Annotated in this window: 14 protein-coding genes, 1 pseudogene and 1 riboswitch; of the genes and pseudogenes, 8 read left to right on the top strand and 7 right to left on the bottom strand. The window is 68.8% G+C overall.

The window, feature by feature from the left end; translation table 11 throughout:
• Positions 1 to 57 precede the first annotated feature (57 nt).
• A riboswitch (cobalamin riboswitch) is annotated at positions 58 to 263 on the top strand.
• Positions 264 to 466: 203 nt separating this feature from the next.
• Positions 467 to 2749, top strand: coding sequence for a 5-methyltetrahydropteroyltriglutamate--homocysteine S-methyltransferase (gene metE, locus ACSAMQ_RS12850; protein WP_435396021.1), 2283 nt, complete (start codon positions 467 to 469; stop codon positions 2747 to 2749).
• 193 nt (positions 2750 to 2942) lie between these two features.
• Here metE and gap read toward each other — a convergent pair whose 3' ends face one another.
• Positions 2943 to 3947: a type I glyceraldehyde-3-phosphate dehydrogenase gene (gene gap / locus ACSAMQ_RS12845; protein WP_435396020.1), complete on the bottom strand. Its 1005-nt coding sequence runs from the start codon at positions 3945 to 3947 to the stop codon at positions 2943 to 2945.
• A gap of 332 nt (positions 3948 to 4279) precedes the next feature.
• Here gap and ACSAMQ_RS12840 point away from each other — a divergent pair, with 332 nt between their 5' ends.
• From ACSAMQ_RS12840 to ACSAMQ_RS12815, 6 genes are all read left to right on the top strand, one after another.
• The gene (locus ACSAMQ_RS12840) at positions 4280 to 4903 is read left to right on the top strand and encodes an OmpW/AlkL family protein (protein ID WP_435396019.1); all 624 of its coding nucleotides are present in this window, start codon (positions 4280 to 4282) and stop codon (positions 4901 to 4903) included.
• 252 nt (positions 4904 to 5155) lie between these two features.
• On the top strand, positions 5156 to 5965 hold the full coding sequence (locus tag ACSAMQ_RS12835) for a S1/P1 nuclease (RefSeq protein ID WP_435396029.1): 810 nt from the start codon (positions 5156 to 5158) through the stop codon (positions 5963 to 5965).
• Between the two features lie 53 nt (positions 5966 to 6018).
• Complete coding sequence (locus ACSAMQ_RS12830) at positions 6019 to 6891, top strand: MBL fold metallo-hydrolase (RefSeq protein WP_435396018.1); 873 nt, start codon at positions 6019 to 6021, stop codon at positions 6889 to 6891.
• A 77-nt stretch (positions 6892 to 6968) separates the two neighbouring features.
• Positions 6969 to 7775 (top strand): molybdate ABC transporter substrate-binding protein, encoded by an 807-nt coding sequence (modA, locus tag ACSAMQ_RS12825; RefSeq protein WP_435396017.1) that lies wholly within the window; start codon positions 6969 to 6971, stop codon positions 7773 to 7775.
• A gap of 10 nt (positions 7776 to 7785) precedes the next feature.
• Positions 7786 to 8478 (top strand): molybdate ABC transporter permease subunit, encoded by a 693-nt coding sequence (gene modB, locus ACSAMQ_RS12820; RefSeq protein ID WP_435396016.1) that lies wholly within the window; start codon positions 7786 to 7788, stop codon positions 8476 to 8478.
• Complete coding sequence (locus ACSAMQ_RS12815; protein ID WP_435396015.1) at positions 8475 to 9170, top strand: ATP-binding cassette domain-containing protein; 696 nt, start codon at positions 8475 to 8477, stop codon at positions 9168 to 9170. The genes modB and ACSAMQ_RS12815 overlap by 4 nt, the downstream gene beginning before the upstream one ends.
• Before the next feature lie 61 nt (positions 9171 to 9231).
• Here the strand turns inward: ACSAMQ_RS12815 and ACSAMQ_RS12810 are convergent, their stop codons facing one another.
• A complete protein-coding gene (locus tag ACSAMQ_RS12810; RefSeq protein WP_435396014.1) occupies positions 9232 to 10416 on the bottom strand; it encodes a M56 family metallopeptidase in 1185 nt (394 codons plus the stop codon).
• Between the two features lie 81 nt (positions 10417 to 10497).
• On the bottom strand, positions 10498 to 10869 hold the full coding sequence (locus ACSAMQ_RS12805) for a BlaI/MecI/CopY family transcriptional regulator (RefSeq protein WP_435396013.1): 372 nt from the start codon (positions 10867 to 10869) through the stop codon (positions 10498 to 10500).
• Positions 10870 to 10953: 84 nt separating this feature from the next.
• Here ACSAMQ_RS12805 and ACSAMQ_RS12800 point away from each other — a divergent pair, with 84 nt between their 5' ends.
• Entirely contained in the window at positions 10954 to 13035 is a 2082-nt protein-coding gene (locus ACSAMQ_RS12800; protein WP_435396012.1) for an acetyl-CoA hydrolase/transferase C-terminal domain-containing protein, read from the top strand.
• Between the two features lie 542 nt (positions 13036 to 13577).
• On the opposite strand, the gene ACSAMQ_RS12795 is transcribed toward ACSAMQ_RS12800, so the two are convergent.
• The 4 genes and pseudogenes from ACSAMQ_RS12795 to ACSAMQ_RS12780 form a co-directional block, all read right to left on the bottom strand.
• Positions 13578 to 14816 (bottom strand): acyltransferase family protein, encoded by a 1239-nt coding sequence (locus tag ACSAMQ_RS12795; protein ID WP_435396011.1) that lies wholly within the window; start codon positions 14814 to 14816, stop codon positions 13578 to 13580.
• Between the two features lie 72 nt (positions 14817 to 14888).
• A complete protein-coding gene (gene tkt / locus ACSAMQ_RS12790) occupies positions 14889 to 16889 on the bottom strand; it encodes a transketolase (RefSeq protein ID WP_435396010.1) in 2001 nt (666 codons plus the stop codon).
• A 324-nt stretch (positions 16890 to 17213) separates the two neighbouring features.
• Entirely contained in the window at positions 17214 to 18590 is a 1377-nt protein-coding gene (locus ACSAMQ_RS12785) for a dicarboxylate/amino acid:cation symporter (protein ID WP_435396009.1), read from the bottom strand.
• Between the two features lie 142 nt (positions 18591 to 18732).
• Positions 18733 to 19241 (bottom strand): annotated as a pseudogene (locus tag ACSAMQ_RS12780) (hypothetical protein); the annotation flags it as partial.

Genomic DNA, 19241 nt, shown 5'->3' with positions numbered 1-19241 from the left:
GGCGCGCTGCGTAGTTTGGCGGCGTAATGGTGAACATCGCTTCATGCAGATGAAGCGATGCGACAAATCGCCACCGGTTCGCGCCGGCGGCGGTTAGAGGGAATCCGGTACGGACGCCAGTCCAATTCCGGAGCTGCCCCGCAGCGGTATAGGGAACGAACTTCGTCAGACACTGGGAGCGATCCCGGGAAGCGACGGACAGTAGGAGGCGCCTCGTGCTCCGTGCCCCAAGCCCGAAGACCTGCCATGACCGGAAGGCACGTCTTCCGTCCGACTCCGGCCCGCGAGGCGTCGGCGCTGCGTCCGGGCCGTCCCGGCGCGGGCCGCGTCGTGCGCGCCGGTTCGCCCGCGGGGGCGAAGGTCGACACCCAGGTTGCGGCGAGGCCGGGCGCGCGAGCGTCGGGCCGGCGCAGCCTTGGTCTCCTTCGTTGCCCTGCGCCATGCCCACGCATCGCAGGTACTCATCATGATCAGCGTCACCCATCTCGGCTTCCCGCGCATAGGCGCGCGGCGCGAACTCAAGCTGGCCCTGGAATCGTTCTGGAAAGGCGACACGCCGGCCCAGGCGCTGCACGACACCGCCCACGACCTGCGCGAACGCCACTGGCGGCTCGCCCGGCGGGCCGGCGCCGACGTCGTGCCGTGCAACGATTTCTCCATCTACGACCACGTCCTCGATACCGCCGTGCTGTTCGACGCGATCCCCGCGCCATACCGCGAGGTCTACGACGAGGATCCCCTCGGCGGCTACTTCGCCCTCGCCCGCGGCCTGCAGGACGGCCGCCGCGACCTGCGCGCGCTCGAGATGACCAAGTGGTTCGACACCAACTACCACTATCTGGTCCCACGGTTCGAACCAGGCCAGCGCTTCGCCCTGCGCGGCGACAAGCCGCTGTCCGAGCTGGCGCAGGCGCGCGCGCTCGGCATCGAGGCGCGGCCGGTCCTGCTCGGCCCGGTGTCGTTCCTCAAGCTCGGCAAGCGCAGCGACGGCGGCGACCCGCGCGAGCTGCTCGATGCCCTGCTGCCTGCCTATGCCGAACTGTTGGCCAGGCTCAAGGCCGCCGGCGCCGAGTGGGTGCAGCTCGATGAGCCGGCGCTGGTGTTAGATCTCGACGACGCCGATCGCGACGCCTACCGCCGCGCCTACGCCGCGCTGGCCGATGCCGACGCGCCGAAGCGGCTGCTGACCACCTACTTCGGCGGCCTCGGCGACAATGCCGCGCTCGCCGCGCGCCTGCCGGTGCAAGGCTTGCACGTCGACCTGGTGCGCGCGCCGCAGCAGTTGGAAAGCGTGCTGCCGCTGCTGCCGGACGATCGCGTACTCAGCCTCGGCGTGGTCGACGGCCGCAACATCTGGCGCGCCGACCTCGATGCCGCGCTGAGCCTGGCCCGCCGCGCCGGCGACCGCGCGCGATGGCTGGCGCCGTCGTGCTCGCTGCTGCACGTGCCGACCGACCTGGAGCTCGAGCGCAAGCTGCCGGCGCCGCTGCGCCACTGGATGGCCTATGCGCGGCAGAAGGTCGAGGAACTGCGCCTGCTCGCCGATGCGCTCGCCGGCAGCGCCGACGCAAACCGCGACCTCGCCACCGCCGCCAGCGCGCGCGCCGCGCGCCTGGCCTCGCCGCTGCTGCGCAATGCCGAGGTGCGCAAGCGCCTGGCCGCGGTCGAACCGGCGATGACCCGGCGCGCTTCGCCCTACCCGCAGCGCGCGCAGGTGCAGGCGCGACGCCTCGGCCTGCCGCTGTTCCCGACCACCACCATCGGCTCGTTCCCTCAAACCGCCGAAGTGCGGCGCGCGCGCGCCGAGCACAAGGCCGGCAAGATCGACGACGCGGCCTACCGCAGCTTCCTCGAGAACGAAACCCGGCTTTGCCTGCGCGAGCAGGAGGCCCTGGGCATCGACGTGCTGGTGCACGGCGAGTTCGAACGCAACGACATGGTCGAGTACTTCGGCGAGCAACTCGAGGGCTTCGCCTTCACCGCCCACGGCTGGGTGCAGAGCTACGGCTCGCGCTGCGTCAAGCCGCCAGTGCTGTTCGGCGACGTGGTCCGGCCGCGGCCGATGACCGTCGACTGGACCCGCTATGCGCAGGCGCAAACCGAGCGACCGGTGAAAGGCATGCTGACCGGGCCGGTGACGATCCTGCAGTGGTCGTTCGTCCGCGACGACCAGCCGCGCGCCGACAGCTGCCGGCAGATCGCCCTGGCTCTGCGCCAGGAAGTGCTGGACCTGGAAGCGGCCGGCATCGCCATCGTCCAGATCGACGAACCGGCGTTGCGCGAAGGCCTGCCGTTGCGCCGTGCCGATTGGCCGGCCTACCTGGCCTGGGCCGGCGAGAGCTTCCGCCTCGCCGCCAGCGGCGTCGGCGATACGACCCAGATCCACACCCACATGTGCTACGCCGAGTTCAACGACATCATCGAGGCGGTGGCCGCGCTCGACGCCGACGTGATTTCGATCGAGACCTCGCGCTCGCGCATGGAGCTGCTGGATGCGTTCGTGCGCTACCGCTATCCGAACGGCATCGGTCCGGGCGTCTACGACATTCATTCGCCGCGCGTGCCCAGCGAGACCGAGATGCGCGATCTGCTCGACAAGGCGCTCGATGTGCTCGACCCGGCGCAGCTGTGGGTCAACCCGGACTGCGGGCTGAAGACCCGCGACTGGCCGGAGGTGCGCTCGGCCTTGCGCGCGATGGTGCAGTCGGCACGCGGACTGCGCGAGCGGGTCGCCGTAGAGGTCGACTGAGCCGCGCGTTCGCCCGGGCCAGACGGCCCCGGGAAGGAGGTCCGGGGGTTTTGCCTGAGGCCGAGAAGGACACGCGACCGAGCAGGGCGTTCACGCCTACAGGGCCTGCCTCGCAGTGGGCTAACGAGGCAACGGGCTCCAACAAAAAAGCCCCGCGATCGCGGGGCTTCTTCGTCGATCGGGAAACCGCCGCTTACTTGCCGGCGACGACCTTGACCATTTCGAGGCACTTGTTCGAGTAACCCCATTCGTTGTCGTACCAGCTGACCAGCTTGACGAAGGTGCCGTCCAGAGCGATGCCGGCTTCGGCGTCGAAGATCGAGGTGCGCGCGTCGCCGCGGAAATCGGTCGCCACGACCTTGTCTTCGGTGTAGCCCAGCACGCCCTTCAGCGCGCCTTCGCTCTGCGCCTTCATTTCCGCGCAGATCTCGGCGTAGGTCGCGTCCTTGACCAGTTCCACGGTCAGATCGACCACCGACACGTCCGAGGTCGGCACGCGGAACGACATGCCGGTGAGCTTCTTGTTGAGCTCCGGGATCACCACGCCGACCGCCTTGGCCGCGCCGGTGCTCGACGGGATGATGTTCTCCAGGATGCCGCGGCCGCCGCGCCAGTCCTTGTTGCTCGGGCCGTCGACGGTCTTCTGGGTCGCGGTGGCGGCGTGCACGGTGGTCATCAGGCCGCGCTTGATGCCCCACTTGTCGTTGAGCACCTTGGCCAGCGGGGCCAGGCAGTTGGTCGTGCACGAGGCGTTGGAGACGATGGCCTCGCCCTTGTAGGTCTTGTCGTTGACGCCGTAAACGAACATCGGCGTGTCGTCCTTCGACGGCGCCGACAGCACGACCTTCTTGGCACCGGCGTCGAGATGCTTCTGCGCGGTGGCCTTGTCGAGGAACAGGCCGGTCGATTCGATCACCACCTCGGCGCCGACCTCGTCCCACTTGAGGTTGGACGGGTCGCGTTCCTGGGTCAGGCGAATCTGCTTGCCGTTGACGACCAGGGTGTTGCCTTCGACCTTGACCTCGCCCTTGAAGCGGCCGTGGACCGAGTCGTACTGCAGCATGTAGGCCAGGTAGTCGGGCTCGAGCAGATCGTTGATGGCCACGATCTCGATGTCGTCGCCGAAATTCTGCACGGCCGCGCGCAGGACGTTGCGTCCGATGCGGCCGAAGCCGTTGATGCCTACCTTGATCGTCATTGAGGTAACTCCTGCAGCCGCCCGGGCGGGTCAAGTGGGGAAACTCCCATTCTAGCAAGGCGGGCGCGGGGTCGCAGTCCGGCGCCCTGTGCATCGGGCTGCGCCGGTCTGTCCGGTCCCGCAATCGTGGGGGCGCCGGCAGCGGCCGCGCTCCGGCGTCCCGAGCGCTGGGCGCCGGCCGGATTGCCGGCCATGCCCCACGCAGCGACAAGATTGGAACGCAGGTCTAGGTTTGCCGTTCTGCGGCGTATTTAGAGTGCGGTGCGGACAGACTCCTGTTCAGCAAACCTGCAGACTTCGGTCTCTCCACGACCTCACAGGGGACTCAAGGAATGAATCAGCGACTGATCGGCGGCATCCTCGCCGCCACCCTGGCCTGCGCGGCTCAGCCGGCGCTCGCCCAGCAGACCGGCAACTTCACCCTGGGCATCGGCGCCCACCAGGTCAATCCGAAGTCCGACAACGGCAGCGTGCTGGGCGGAGCGGCCGACCTGGAAATCGGCGACAACGTCCAGCCCACCATCACCTTCGAATACTTCATTCGCGACAACCTCGGCATCGAGGTGCTCGCGGCCACGCCGTTCAAGCACGACATCGATATCAAGGGCGTCGGCAAGGTCGGCACGACCAAGCACCTGCCGCCGACCTTCTCCCTGCAGTACCACTGGAACAGCCGCGGCGTGGTCTCGCCCTTCGTCGGCCTGGGCGTCAACTACACCACCTTCTTCAGCGAGAAGACCACCGGCGCGCTGCGCGGCACCCGCCTCAAGCTGGACGACTCGGTCGGCGTGGCGGCTCATGTCGGCGTCGACTTCATCCTGACCGAGCGCAGCTCGATCCGGGTGGATGCGCGCTGGATCGACATCCAGACAGACGTCGAGCTGAACGACCAGAAGATCGGCAAGGCCACCATCGACCCGACCGTGTTCGGTCTGGCCTACGTGATGAAGTTCTAAGCAGCGATACGCTGCCTGGCGATCGCGGCGGGCCGGGCCGGCCGCGATCGCCATGGCATCGACCCCGCCGGTCCGAACGCCGCTTCGGTCCGGCGCGCCGCGGCGCCCGCGACCGTTCGCGGCTCGTGCCGACCGATGTCGTCCGACCGCAGTCCGCACGCGCCTCGCCATATTCGGACAGCGGCCGCGATCGAGCGCTCCGGTAAAGTGGACGCCATGACTTCGACCCGTCCGCATTCCCTCTCCGCATCGCTGCGCCGCTATTCGGCGCTGCTGCTTTTGCTGCCGCTCAACAGCCTGGCCTGGGGCCCGCAGGGACACCGCCTGGTCGCCGCCCTGGCCTGGGACGATCTGCGCCCCGACGTGCGCGCCGAGATCGCCGGCCTGCTGAAAGGCGAAGCCGACCCGAGCTTGCCCGGCATCGCCAACTGGGCCGACGACCTGCGCGCCAACGACCCCGAACTCGGCAAGCGCAGCGCCAAGTGGCACTACGTCAACCTCGCCGAGGACGACTGCCGCTACGACGCCGCGCGCGATTGCCCCGGCGGCAACTGCGTGGTCGAGGCGATCCGCGCCCAGACCGCGATCCTCGCCGACCGCGGCCAGCCGCGCGAGCAACGCCTGCAGGCCTTGAAGTTCGTGGTCCATTTCGTCGGCGATGTGCACCAGCCGCTGCATGCCGGCTTCGGCCACGACAAGGGCGGCAACGACTACCAGTTGCAGATCCGCGGCGAGCCCGAACCCCGCGACGGCTACGGCACCAACCTGCATTCGCTGTGGGACAGCAAGATGCTGTCGATGAGCAAGCGCAGCGACGAGGCCTATCTCCAGCGCCTGCGGCAGACCCCGGCGCCGGCCGCGGGCGGGCTCGGCCTGCCGCCGGCCTCGCCCGCCTGGGCCGAGGCCTCGTGCCGGATCGTATTGCAGCCGGGCTTCTACCCGACGGGCCATACGCTCGAACCAGCCTATGTGGAAACCTGGCGGCCGGTGGCGGAAACTCAGTTGCGGCTCGGCGGCGCGCACCTGGCCGACGTGCTCAACGCCGCGCTCGCGCATCGCTGAGGCCGGCCTTCGTCCCAGGCTGCCGGAGCCGTCCCGCCGCCAGGAGTCATCGCATGTCGCCGCAGGTTCTGCCCTTCCATCATCGCGACACCGGCACCTGGTCGTATCTGGTCGCCGATCCGGCGACGCGCGCGGCGGCCATCGTCGACCCGGTGCTCGACTACGACGCGCGCTCGGGCCGCACCGGCCTGGGCAGCGCGCAAGCCCTGCTCGACGCAGCCGCGCGCCAGGGCCTGCGGATCGACTGGCTGCTGGAAACCCACGCCCATGCCGACCACCTCAGCGCCGCCCATGCGCTGCGCGAGGCGATCGCCGCCGGCGGCGCGGCGGCGCCGCGGATCGCGATCGGCCGCCGCATCGACGAGGTCCGGCGCGTGTTCGCGCCGCTGTTCAACCTGGCCGAGACCGACGCCGTCCCGGCCTTCGACCACCTGTTCGACGACGACGAAGGCTTCGCCATCGGCGCGCTGCAGGCACGGACGATACCGGTGCCCGGCCACACCCGCGACAGCCTCGCCTATCTGATCGGCGATGCCTTGTTCGCAGGCGACTCGCTGTTCATGCCCGACAGCGGCACCGCGCGCTGCGACTTCCCCGGCGGCAGCGCCGCCATGCTGTACCGGTCGATCCAGGCGCTGTACCGGCTGCCCGATGCCACGCGCGTATTCGTTTGCCACGATTACGGCAAGCCCGGGCGCGAGCCGGCCTGCGAAACCACGCTCGGCGAACACAAGCGCAGCAACATCCACGTCCGCGCCGATACCGGCGAGGCCGAGTTCGTCGCCTTGCGCGAACAACGCGACGCCGGGCTGCAGGTACCGGCGCTGATCCTGCCGGCGCTGCAGGTCAACCTGCGCGCCGGCGCCCTGCCCGAGCCCGAAGCCAACGGCGTGCGCTACCTGAAACTTCCGCTCGACCGGTTATGAGGCGGTTCGACCGGCTCCGAAGCGATTCGACCGGCTTCGCGCTACTCTCGCCCCGACTCCCACCCGACAGGTCCGCAATGAATCCGATCCGTCGCCGCTGGCTGGGCGCCCTGTGCGCGCTCGGCTTCGCGTTCGCCGCCAGCGTCGCGCCGGCGCAGAGCGCGCCCAAGGCGGCCGAAGGCGCCGCGCCGATCACCGTGTTCGCCGCCGCCAGCCTCAAGGAATCGCTCGACGAAGCTGCGGCCGCGTACACCAAGGCGAGTGGGCAATCGGTGCGGGTGTCCTACGCCGCCAGTTCCGCCCTCGCCCGCCAGATCGAACAGGGCGCGCCGGCCGACGTGTTCGTCTCGGCCGACCTGGACTGGATGGACTACCTGCAGCGACGCCAGCTCATCGACGCCGCCAGCCGCCGCAACCTGCTCGGCAACCGCCTGGTGCTGATCGCGCCGCAGAGCAGTCGCGCCGGGCCGATCGCGTTGAAGCCCGGCGTCGATCTGCGGCCGCTGCTCGGCGACGGCCGCATCGCCCTGGCCCTGACCAACAGCGTGCCGGCCGGCAAGTACGCCCGCGCCGCGTTCGTCTCGCTGGGCTTGTGGGCCGCGCTGCAACCCCGGGTCGCCGAAGCCGAGAACGTGCGGGCCGCGCTGATGCTGGTCGCACGCGGCGAAACCCCGCTCGGCGTGGTCTATGCCAGCGACGCACGCGCCGAACCGAAGGTGCGGGTGCTGGCGACCTTCCCCGCCGACAGCCATGGGCCGATCGTGTATCCGCTCGCCCGCGTCGGCAGCAGCCGGCACCCGCGCGCCGCCGCGTTCGCCCAGTGGCTGACGACGACGCCCGCGGCGACGATCTTCCGCCGCCATGGTTTCGCGACGCTCGACTGAGCGAATCCAGATGTTCGATTTCAGTCCCGCCGAACTCACCGCGATCGCCCTCAGCCTGAAGGTCGCCACGGTCGCGACCCTCGCCAGCCTGCCGCTCGGCATCGCGATGGGCTGGCTGCTGGCGCGCACCCGTTTCCCCGGCAAGCTGGTGTTCGACACCTTGTTGTACCTGCCGCTGGTGTTGCCGCCGGTGGTCACCGGCTACGCGCTGCTGATCCTGTTCGGCAACCAGGGCGCGATCGGGCGCTGGTTGTCGGAGTACTTCCATTTCAGTTTCGCCTTCCGCTGGACCGGCGCCGCCCTGGCCAGTGCGATCATGGGCTTTCCGCTGATGGTGCGGGCGATCCGGTTGTCGATCGAAGCGGTCGACCGGCGCCTCGAGCAAGCCGCCTCGACCCTCGGCGCCAACCGTTGGCGAGTGTTCTTCGGCGTGACCCTGCCGCTGGCCTGGCCAGGGCTGGTCGCCGGCGCGGTGCTGTCGTTCGCCAAGGCGCTCGGCGAGTTCGGCGCGACGATCACCTTCGTCTCCAACATCCCCGGCGAAACCCAGACCCTGTCGTCGGCGATCTACGGCCTGATGCAGGTGCCCGGCGGCGAGTCCGGCGTGCTGCGCCTGGCCCTGGTCGCGGTGGCGATTTCGTTCGCCGCGGTGTTCGCCTCGGAATGGCTGGTGCAGCGCCAGCGACGCGAGACCCACCGATGAACGAGGCACTGTTCGATCGCGACCAGAGCGCGAACGTTGCGGCGGCGCGCGATCCGTCCGCGGGCGAGGTCCACGTGCTCGACTTCAGCCTGCGCCGCGGCAGCTTCGAACGCAGCGTCGGCATTCGCAGCCGCCATCGCGTGATCGCGCTGGTCGGCGCTTCCGGCGCGGGCAAGACCTCGCTGCTGTATGCGGTGGCCGGGCTGCTGCGGCCGCAGCGCGGACGCATCGAGATCGCCGGCCGTTGCCTGTTCGACAGCGAACGCGGCATCGACGTGCCAGCGCATCGCCGCCGCATCGGCTACGTGTTCCAGGACGCGCGCCTGTTTCCGCATCTCAACGTGCGCCGCAATCTGTTGTACGGCCTGCACGGCGAAGCGCGGCACGCGCCGCGCTTCGCCTTCGAGGCCGTGGTCGACCTGCTCGGCATCGCACCCTTGCTCGGGCGCGACACCGCCGGCCTGTCCGGCGGCGAGAGCCAGCGCGTCGCATTGGGGCGCGCTTTGCTGTCCCAGCCGCAGATCCTGCTGCTGGACGAGCCGCTGTCTATGCTGGACATGAATCGCCGCGACGAGTTGTTGCCGTATCTGCAGCGGGTCCGCGACGAGAGCGCCTTGCCGATGATCTACGTCAGCCACTATCCCGAGGAAGTGCGGCGGATCGCCGACGAGGTGTATACCGTCGGCGCGTGAAGGTCGGGTGCGCGGGACTGCGCGCGGCGTTCGGGAAGCACGGCCCGCCGACGGCAAGGCTTCAGCGCCTGACGTCGACCGGAATGAAGGTGACCGAGTTGCCCTGGAACACCGGCTTCATGCCCGACTCGCCGGCGACGAGCTCCAGGGCGCTGCGCGCCGGGATGCCATCGACATGCAGGCTGACGCCCTTGCCGCTGTCGCCGAGCGCCTGCGGATTGGCCAGATTCAGGCCGGCCTGAGCGGCGATGCGGCGGGCGACGGCGCGTGGGGTCTCGTCGCTCAGGGCCAGGGACACCTTCGGTTCGCCCGGCACCGAGTGGAGGTAGACCGACTCGGTCTTCGGCGCGTCGGCGGGTTGTCCGGCCCAGACGCCGAAACCGGTGACCGAGGCGAGCGCAGCGAGCACGGCGGCGCCGATTCCGACCCGCTTCGGCGCGGGCAAGGGTTGCTTGAGCATGAGGATTCTCTCTTTCAAGGGATGGGCTTGCGCCCAGTGGCAAGCCAGCGGCGAGGGACGCGCCGCCAGCAGGGTCTTCAACATCGCCTCGCCGTAGCTGCGCCGCGAACGCGGATGCCGGACGAGCACGCGCAGATCGCAGGCCAGCTCCTGGTCGTGGCGGAAGCGGCGCGCGGCGTAATGCAACAGCGGATTGAACCAGTACAAGCAGCGCAGCAGGGCGACGAAAGCGTTGACGTGCAGATCGCCGCAGCGGATGTGGCTGCGCTCGTGGGTGCGGATCAAAGCTTGCTGTTCGCTCGAGTAACGCGTATCGAAATCGCGCTGCACCACGATGCGCGGCCGCAACAGGCCGAATGCCGCCGGCAGCCCGAGGATCGCTCCGGATTGATAGAGACCGTCCTCGCGGCGCGCGATGCGGCCGAGCCCGCGCTGGAAACGCCGTTGCTCGCACCAAGTCGCCGCGGCCATGAAGACGACGCCGGCCATCCAGATTGCGAGCAGCCACGGCAGCGGATCGAAGCCCGCCGTCGCCGTCGCCTGCAGGAGCGGCGGCGGGATCCGCGCGGCGCTCGTGCCGGCGGCCGTCAGGGGTAGGGGCCGCGTCGCAGACGGCAACAGCACCGCGATCGCCGACAACGGCAACAGCACCCAGGCGGCATAGCCGACCGCGGCACCGAAGGCGCGCCGCAGCGGCAGGCGCAAGGCCAGCACCAGCAGCAAGGCCAGGGTCATCGCCACCGAGGTTTCGAGCAGCCACATCGCCGACTCAGTGGGCACGGTCATGAGCGGTTCTCCGAATCGGCGAAATGGGCGGTGACTTTCGCGGCGCTGGGACGCTCGCCGTGCATGCATCCGTGGACGGGTTCAATGCGCTTCATCGTCGAGCTCGTCGAGCAACTTGCGCAGGTCGGCGATGTCCTTGCGACTGAGCTTGCGCTGTTCGCTGAAGTGGGCGACCAATGGCGCGACGCGGCCGCCGAACAAGCGGTCCAACAGGCTACGGCTCTCGCCCATCACCCAGTCCTCGCGCTTGAGCACCGGCGCATACAGGTAACGGCGGCCGTCCTTGTCGGCGCGCACCGCGCCCTTGTTCAACAGCCGGTTGAGCAGGGTCTTGATCGTCGCTTCCTGCCATTGCTGGCTGTCGGCGAGCGCGGCGATGACTTCTTCGGCCGACAGCGGGTGCCGGCGCCAAAGCACGTCCATGACGAGGGACTCGGCTTCGCTGATCTGCATCGTTTACATCCGTAATTTTTATTTAGATTACGCCTGTAAACGTTACTGTCAAGCCCGCCTCCTGGGGAATGCGATACTGCTCGCATGACCGATCCCGCCCACTTCGATTCGCTCGACGCCGCCGTCGCTTTCCTCTACGAGCGGTTGCCCGGCCCGCTCCACGTCGGCGCCCCGCTCGGCTTGGGCAAGCCGCATCGGCTGCTCAATGCGCTGTACGAACGGGCCGAACGCGACCCCTCGCGGCGCCTGCATTTGTACACGGCGCTGTCGCTGGACCCGCCCGCGGCCGGCAAGGGCCTGGAAGGACGCTTCGTCGGCCCGTTTGCGCAGCGCCACTTCGGCGACGACTTCCCGCGCTTGCGCTACGTGCAGGCGCTCAAGCGCAACGCTTTGCCGGCGCATGTCGAAGTCGAGGAGTTCTACCTGCAATCGGGCGCGCTGCTCAACGCGATCGCCGCGCAACGCCGCTATGCCAGCCTCAACTACACCCACGTCGCCCGCGCCCTCGCCGATCGCGGCGTCAACGCCATCGTGCAGAAGGTCGCGGCCGAACCCGGCGGCAACCGATTGTCCCTGTCGTGCAATACCGACCTGACCTTCGATGCGGTCGACGCGATCGTCGCCCGCGGCCTGCCGCGGCCGTTGCTGATCGCCGAGGTCGACCCGCAACTGCCTTGGCTCGGCGGCAGCGCCGCGGTCGACCCCGGCTTCTTCGACGCGGTGGTGACCCCGCCCGGCCCGCATCCGAAACTGTTCGGGCTACCGCGGCAACCGGTCGCCGACGCCGACTACGCGATCGGCTTCTACGCCAGCACCCTGGTGCGCGACGGCGGCACCCTGCAGATCGGCATCGGCACCCTGGCCGATGCGCTGTGCCATGCGCTGGTGCTGCGGCATACCGACAACACGGCGTATTTGCGGGTGGTGAAGGCGCTGGGGGTCGAGGTGGATGCGGCGGTTGCGCCGCTCGGTCAACCCGCTTCCAGTGCCAACGACCTGAGCCTGGGGCGCGACGCGATGGCGCCGGTTGCGCCGCTTGGACACACCGCTCCGTTGCGGGGTGACCTGACCGGAGACCATAACGCGATGGCGCCGGTTGCGCCGCTTGGTCCGTTTAGCGTCGGGCTCTTTGGATGTTCCGAGATGATCAACGAGGGATTTCGGCGTCTCGTCGAAGTCGGCGTGATCCGGCGCAAGGTCGTCGACGATCTCGAGCTCATGCGCCGGCTCGACGACGGCAGCGCGAGCGCCGAAGACCGCGCGCGACTCGACCAGGAGGGCGAATTCCTGCAGGGCGGCTTCTACCTCGGCTCGCCGGACTTCTATCAGTGGCTGCGCACCTTGTCGGACGAACAACGGCGCGGCATCGGCATGCGCCGGATCAGCGAAGTCAACGAACTCTACGGCGGCAACGAGACGCTCGAACGCCTGCAGCGCCGCGATGCGCGCTTCTTCAACAGCTGCATGATGGCGACCGCGCTCGGCGCGGCGGTTTCGGACACGCTCGACGACGGCCGGGTAGTTTCCGGCGTCGGCGGCCAATACAACTTCGTCGCGATGGCGCATGCACTGCCGAACGCGCGCTCGGCGCTGATGCTGCGCTCGACCCGCGAAAGCGCCGGCGCGGTACGTTCCAACGTGGTCTGGAACTACGCCCAGGCGACCATCCCGCGGCACCTGCGCGATATCTACATCACCGAGTACGGCATCGCTCATCTGCGCGGCAAGACCGACGAGGACTGCATCGAGGCGATGTGCGCGATCGCCGATACGCGCTTCGCCGGCGCCCTGCGCGAAGCCGGCCTCGCCGCCGGCAAGCTGGCCCCGAACGCCGGGCCGCCGCCGGCAGCTGAGCAACGCCCCGCCAACACACCGGAACGCCTGCGCGACCTGCTCGCCCCGTTCCGCGCCGACGGCACCCTCCCCGACTATCCGCTCGGCAGCGACTTCACCGAAGTCGAGCAACGCCTGGTCAAGGCGCTGGGCCTGCTTAAGGCCAACACCACCACCCGGGCGGGCACGGCGCGCACCATCCTGCGAGCCCTGTTCTCCGCATCCGGCCGCGACCACGAGGCCCTGCAGCGGATGGGCCTCGACCAACCGGCCGGCCTAGGCGACAAACTGCAGGCGCGGCTGCTGTCCTGGGCGCTGGCACAAGACGGGTAACGCTGAGCACGCGGCCGCGGGCGTAGCGTCCAGCGCAGACCGATCGAGGCGCTGCGAGCCGCAAGTCCAGCCATTTTCGTCGCCTGTGCGTGTGCCTGTGCCGTTGCCGTTGCCGTTGCCGTTGCCGTTGCCGTTGCCGTTGCCGTTGCCGTTGCCGTTGCCGTTGCCGCGAAGATTTTGCGGTTGCAGTGCGCCGCTTCGCACTCGCGAAGGCAACCGGAGACCCGAAGGGCGGCGCGCAGGGAGGCGCGCCGTTTTTCATCGGGACAGGGATGTCCCGTATGAAAAATCCCCGCGTCAGCACCGATCGTGCGGGCCTGTGATTCAAAGAAAAGCATTTTTCTTTGGTTACCTTTCTTTTGTTGCTTATGACAAAAGAAAGTAACCCGCCGCTTTAGTGGCGGAAGCTTTTGGCGTTTGATCTAGATCTAGATCTTGCTTGAGCGATGCGTCGTGAACTCGTCGCAACGCGGTCGCGGCTCACGCCGCTCCTACAGGGGAAGGATTCGCAAGGCTCCGCTCTTTCAAGCAAGAGCCGCCCCTCAGTAGGCCCCCTGCGTCTCGCCCGCGGGCGCCCGCTTGCGCGCCGACACGCGAGCGAACAGCCGATGCCCGAGGCGGATGCCCGGTTTCTCGACGAAACGATAGGTCAACCACGCGGCCGGAATCGCCAGCGCCAAACTGATCGCCGCACAACCGGCATACGCCGCTCCCGGCGGAAGATGCTCGTACAACCTTGCGAACACGCCGTACAAGCGCGACACCACGAACGGATGCACGAGATAAAGCGAGTAGCTGATCGCACCCAGGAAACAGGTCGCTCGATTCACCAGCAAGCGATTATTGGCCAGCAACAGACCCAGCAACATCGCACCGTAGAACAGGGCGCACTGGAGCCAATCGCTCAGCCCCGGCACGGGCGGCAGCAGCCGATAGAACAATAAGGCGTTGCCGAGGATACCGATCAGCAACAAGGCGACGCCGAGCGGTCGGCGAATGCGCACGGGCTTGTCGCGCAGGCATAACCAGAGCTGGAACAGGACGCAGCCCCAGGCGAATACCGGCCAATGCGTCAAGGCTCCATAAACGCCGCCCAGGTGCGCGAACGGCGCCGGCCACCCGGCCGCCCACAGCGACAGCGCGAACGCCAGTGCGAGCAACAACACCTGTCCGAGCAGCCCGCGCACCCAGACGGCGAACAGCGGGAACCACAGATAGAACAGCACCTCGACGCCGATGGTCCAACTGCCCATGACGATGCCGGGCTGCCAGTCCGGCGACAGGCCGAACAGCATCGATGCGTTCCAGACGACCTCGCCGGCGCCGTACCTGGCCGGTTCGCGCAATTGGTCCTTGAGCACCATCACCGCCAACAGCACCAGCAGCAAGGGCGCGATGCGGAACCAACGGCTCAGATAAAAGCTACGCAGCGCAGCACCGGAGGCGGCGTGGCGCGGCCAGGTCAGGCACAACGAAAATGCGCTCATGACGAAGAACAGGGCGACGCCGGTGCCCCCCATGCCGACGAACGGCAGCAGCGCCGCAGGCACGGCCAGATCGGGGTCGGCCATCGCCATGACGTGATAGACCACCACGTACAAGGCGGCCAGACCGCGCAGCGCATCCAGCTGAGGAAGACGCGCCTGTAGCGACTCGGTAGTGAGGTCTTGCGTCATGCTGTGGCCTGGGCGGCTGAAGAAAGGAAGTTGCCGGCGCGATCGCCGCCGGCGCCTATCCGACTCGATTCCAGAGCGGTCCGAGGCGGAGCACGCGATGCACAACCAGCCTGCGCCGTCGTGCGTCGCGATGAGGCAGAGCCACGCCGCCAGCGGCGGCGCGGCCTGCGGCAGCGATCAGCCCAGGTTCTTGACCGCCGCCACCACGCGCTCGACGGTGAAGCCGAAGTGCGGGAACAGGGCCTCGGCCGGAGCCGACGCGCCGAAGCTGTCGATGCCGACCACATCGCCGTCCAGGCCGACGTACTTGCGCCAGAAGCCGGTGACGCCGGCCTCGATCGCGACGCGCTTGCGCACCGCGTTGGGCAACACCGATTCGCGGTATTCGAACGGCTGGCGGTCGAACACGTCGCTCGACGGCATCGACACCACGCGCACCTTGAGGCCTTCGGCGCCGAGCGCGTCGGCGGCCTGGGTGGCGAGGCCGACTTCCGAACCGGTCGCGATCAGGATCGCGTCCGGGGTGCCTTCGCTGTCGCGCAGCACGTAGCCGCCGAGCGCGATCTGCTTGACCTGCTCGTCGCTGCGCGGCTGGTGCATCAGATTCTGGCGCGAGAAGATCAGGCAGCTCGGGCCGTCGTTGCGCTGGATCGCCGCGCGCCACGACACCGCCGACTCGACCGCGTCGCACGGACGCCAGACGTCGTTGCCCGGGATGTAACGCAGCGAGGCGAGGTGCTCGACCGGCTGGTGGGTCGGGCCGTCCTCGCCGAGACCGATCGAGTCGTGGGTGTAGACGTGGATCGCGTGCGCGCCCATCAGCGCGCTCATGCGCACCGCATTGCGGGCGTAGTCGCTGAACACCAGGAAGGTGGCGTCGTAGGGAATGAAGCCGCCGTGCAACTGCAGGCCGTTGCTGATCGCGGTCATCGCGAACTCGCGCACGCCGTAGTAGATGTAGTTGGCGTTGGGGTCGTCGGTCGCGACCGACTTGCTGCCCTTCCACAGGGTCAGGTTGGAATGAGCCAGGTCGGCCGAACCGCCGATCAGTTCCGGCAGCAGCGGCGCGAAGGTCTCGATCGCCATCTGCGAGGCCTTGCGCGAGGCGATGGTCGGGCCGTCGGCCTGCAGCTTGGCGATGTAGGCGTCGGCCTGGGCCAGGAAGTCCTCGGGCAGCTCGCCGTGCGAACGGCGGGTCAGCTCGGCGGCCTCGTCCGGGTAACGCGCGGCATAGGCGTCGAACAGTCGGTTCCACTGGTCCTCGCGAACCAGGCCGGTGCTGCGCGAACGCCAGCCGTCGTAGATGCTTTCGGGAATCTCGAAGTCGCCGTACGGCCATTCCAGCGCGGCGCGGGTCGCGGCGATCTCGTCCTTGCCGAGCGGCGCGCCGTGCGAGGACTCCTTGCCGGCCTTGGCCGGCGAACCGAAGCCGATCGTGGTGCGGCAGCAGATCAGGGTCGGCTTGTCGTCGTGCTTGAGCGCGGTGTCGATGGCGGTCTTGATCTCGACCGCGTCGTGGCCGTTGACGTTGCGGATCACCCGCCAGCCGTAGGCCTCGAAGCGCGCCGGGGTGTCGTCGGTGAACCAGCCGTCGGTGTTGCCGTCGATGGAGATCTTGTTGTCGTCCCAGAACGCGACCAGCTTGCCCAGGCCCCAGGTGCCGGCGAGCGAGGCGGCTTCGTGCGAGATGCCTTCCATCAGGCAGCCGTCGCCCATGAACACCCAGGTGCGGTGGTCGACGATGGCCAGCTCGGGGCGGTTGAAGCGCTGCGCGAGCAGCTTCTCCGCGAGCGCCATGCCGACCGCGTTGGCGAAGCCCTGGCCGAGCGGACCGGTGGTGGTCTCCACGCCCGGGGTCATGAAGTTTTCCGGATGGCCCGGGGTCTTGGACTCGAGCTGGCGGAAGCGCTTGAGGTCTTCGATCGACAGGTCGTAGCCGGACAGGTGCAGCAGCGCGTACTGCAGCATCGAGCCGTGTCCGTTGGACAGGATGAAGCGGTCGCGGTTGAACCACTTCGGATTGTTCGGGTTGTGGGTCAGGTAATCGTTCCAGAGCACCTCGGCGATGTCGGCCATGCCCATCGGCATGCCCGGATGACCGGAGTTGGCGGCCTGCACCGCGTCGATGGCGAGGAAACGAATGGCGTTGGCAAGGTCGCGGCGGCTGTGCGTCGTCATGGGAGTCTGCATGCTGGGGGCTTGGAAGCCGCTCCCGACGGGACCGGCGAAGAGCCGCCATTGTCCCATCCCGGCGCCGCCGTGTCGCCCCGCGGCGCTGGCGCGCAGCCGCGCGCCGGGCTTGCAATGGCGCGGAAAACCGCGCCGGGCCTGGCCGGCGGACAGGATCGGCACGCCCGCCACAAGCGATCGGTGCGCCCGGCCACGATGCCGCCGGGACCGAGCGCCGATGCCGTCCCACAACGCGCCCGTCCCCGCACGGGTGCCGCACAAACGAAAAACCCGCCGTTCAGGCGGGTTCTTCGCGCGCCCGAGGCCGCGGCCTCAGTCCGACAGACTTTCCGTCGGCGGATCGGCGACGCCGCGCGACACCATCGCCGCGATGGCGATGTCGCCGGTGACGTTGAGCGTGGTCCGGCACATGTCGAGGAAGTGATTGACGCCGAGGATCAGGCCGATGCCCTCGGCCGGCACCCCGACCATGGCGCAGATCATCGCCACCACCGGCAGCGATCCCGAGGGCACGCCGGCGGTGCCGATGCCGCCGAGGATACAGACCAGCATCACCATCACCTGCTGGCCCAGGCTCAGGTCGACGCCGAAGAACTGGGCCAGGAAAATCACCGTGACGCCCTCGAACAGGGCGGTGCCGTTCTGGTTGGCGGTCGCGCCGACGGTCAGCACGAAGCGCGACACCCGCCGGGGCAGCTGCAGCCCGTCCTCGGCCACGCGCAGCGCAGTCGGCAGGGTGGCGTTGCTCGATGCGGTCGAGAACGCGAGCACCATCGCCTCCTGCACGCCCTTGAAGAAGGCCATCGGCGAACGCCCGCCGATGAACTTCAGCGCCAGCGAATACACCACGAACAGATGGATGGCGAGCGCGGCGACGACCACCGCGACGTACTTGGCGAGCTTGAACAGCAGGTCCCAGCCGAACGCCGAGGCCAGATTGAACATGAAGCAGAACACCGCGTACGGCGCCAGCTTGATGACCAGGCCGATCAGGGTCATGGAAATATCGAACAGGCCCTGGATGCCCTCGCGCAGGGTGTCCACCGCCTTGGAGCGGGTCAGCACCATGCCCACGCCGACCATCAGGGCGAAGAACATCACCGCGAGGATGGCGTCGTCGGCGGCGGCCTGGATGACGTTGCTGGGCACGATCGAGACCAGCATCTGGATGCCCTTGGGCGCGTTGGCGCTGCCCTGGACGATGCTCTGCGCGCGCTCGGCGTTCTCGCTCATCAGCAGTTGCGCCTGGGCCGGATCGACGCCGGCGCCGGGCTGGAACAGGTTGACCATCAGCAGGCCGAGGATCACCGCGAGCGCCGACATCAGCACGGTCAGGCCGAGCGTGCGCCAGCCGACCCGGCCGAACGAACGGATGTCGCCCATCTCGCTCACGCCCATGACCAGCGCCGAGAACAGCAGCGGGATCACCAGCATGAAGATCAGGCGCAGGAAGATTTCGCCGGCGGGGCCGGTGACGGTTTCGGTGAGCAGCTTGAGCAGCGGGCGGCACTGCCAGGCGACGTCGGCGCCGCTGGCGGCCGGACAGGCATGGCCGGCCCATTGCGCGTAGGTCACGCTGCCGATGCCGGCGGCGTAGACGATGAGACCGAGGACGAGGCCCGCGAGGAAGCCGATCGCCATCTTCCAATGCAACGGCATCGGCTTGCGCGCGTTAAGGTTTTCGCTCATGAATCCGGCCTGGCCCAAACAGCGGGCAGGATACACCAGGGGCTCGCGGCGGCTGCCGGGCCGCGGCCGTGGCGGCGAGGCCCTGTGGGCCGCCGCGAACGCATCGCGTGGCCCGGACGCTCGCGCTCAGGAGCGCCGAGGCTCAGCTTCGCGGCGGATACAGCGGGGGCAGCGGCGAGGCCGCGGCCCGCTTCGAGGCCTGCCACGACGGGCCCTGGGCGAAGGCTTGGCGCAGCTGCGCACGCGCGGCGACGCCATCGCCGCCGCCCCAGCGCGCGCGACGCAGCGCCTGTACCGCCTCGCGCTGGGCCGGGTCGGCCAGGCGTTCGACCAGCTCGTCGTCGTCGACCGCCGGCGGATCGGCAAGCGAGCGCAGCACGGCTGCGATGTGGTCGAAATCGGCCAGATCGATCATCTGCCGCAAGGCCGGCACGTTGACCGGCGCGCGCTTGGCCGCGGCGCCCGACTCCGCGGCCGCCGCGGAGCCCGGGGTCGGCAGCAAGGCAGCCGGCTGATGGCGCCGATGCAGGGCCCAGACCAGGGTCTTGCCGGATGAGGTGCATTCGAGCGCCGACACTCCGTCCAGAGCGCCGACGCCATTGAGAAAAACTCTGTCAGACGCGCTTAAGCAGCAGGTGATGAATCGCAAGG

Origin of the sequence: Lysobacter sp. 1R34A (genome assembly GCF_051217035.1) — a bacterium.
Lineage (GTDB): Bacteria > Pseudomonadota > Gammaproteobacteria > Xanthomonadales > Xanthomonadaceae > Lysobacter.
The sequence above is the reverse complement of the archived record's forward strand: the minus strand, read 5'-3'. Positions and strand labels throughout refer to the sequence as shown.

Bases quoted from the DNA above. Each gene is read 5' to 3' on its own strand.
- metE (WP_435396021.1), top strand. From the start codon at position 467: ATGATCAGCGTCACCCATCTCGGCTTCCCGCGCATAGGCGCGCGGCGC.
- gap (WP_435396020.1), bottom strand. From the start codon at position 3,947: ATGACGATCAAGGTAGGCATCAACGGCTTCGGCCGCATCGGACGCAAC.
- ACSAMQ_RS12840 (WP_435396019.1), top strand. From the start codon at position 4,280: ATGAATCAGCGACTGATCGGCGGCATCCTCGCCGCCACCCTGGCCTGC.
- ACSAMQ_RS12830 (WP_435396018.1), top strand. From the start codon at position 6,019: ATGTCGCCGCAGGTTCTGCCCTTCCATCATCGCGACACCGGCACCTGG.
- modA (WP_435396017.1), top strand. From the start codon at position 6,969: ATGAATCCGATCCGTCGCCGCTGGCTGGGCGCCCTGTGCGCGCTCGGC.
- modB (WP_435396016.1), top strand. From the start codon at position 7,786: ATGTTCGATTTCAGTCCCGCCGAACTCACCGCGATCGCCCTCAGCCTG.
- ACSAMQ_RS12815 (WP_435396015.1), top strand. From the start codon at position 8,475: ATGAACGAGGCACTGTTCGATCGCGACCAGAGCGCGAACGTTGCGGCG.
- ACSAMQ_RS12810 (WP_435396014.1), bottom strand. From the start codon at position 10,416: ATGACCGTGCCCACTGAGTCGGCGATGTGGCTGCTCGAAACCTCGGTG.
- ACSAMQ_RS12805 (WP_435396013.1), bottom strand. From the start codon at position 10,869: ATGCAGATCAGCGAAGCCGAGTCCCTCGTCATGGACGTGCTTTGGCGC.
- ACSAMQ_RS12800 (WP_435396012.1), top strand. From the start codon at position 10,954: ATGACCGATCCCGCCCACTTCGATTCGCTCGACGCCGCCGTCGCTTTC.
- tkt (WP_435396010.1), bottom strand. From the start codon at position 16,889: ATGACGACGCACAGCCGCCGCGACCTTGCCAACGCCATTCGTTTCCTC.
- ACSAMQ_RS12785 (WP_435396009.1), bottom strand. From the start codon at position 18,590: ATGAGCGAAAACCTTAACGCGCGCAAGCCGATGCCGTTGCATTGGAAG.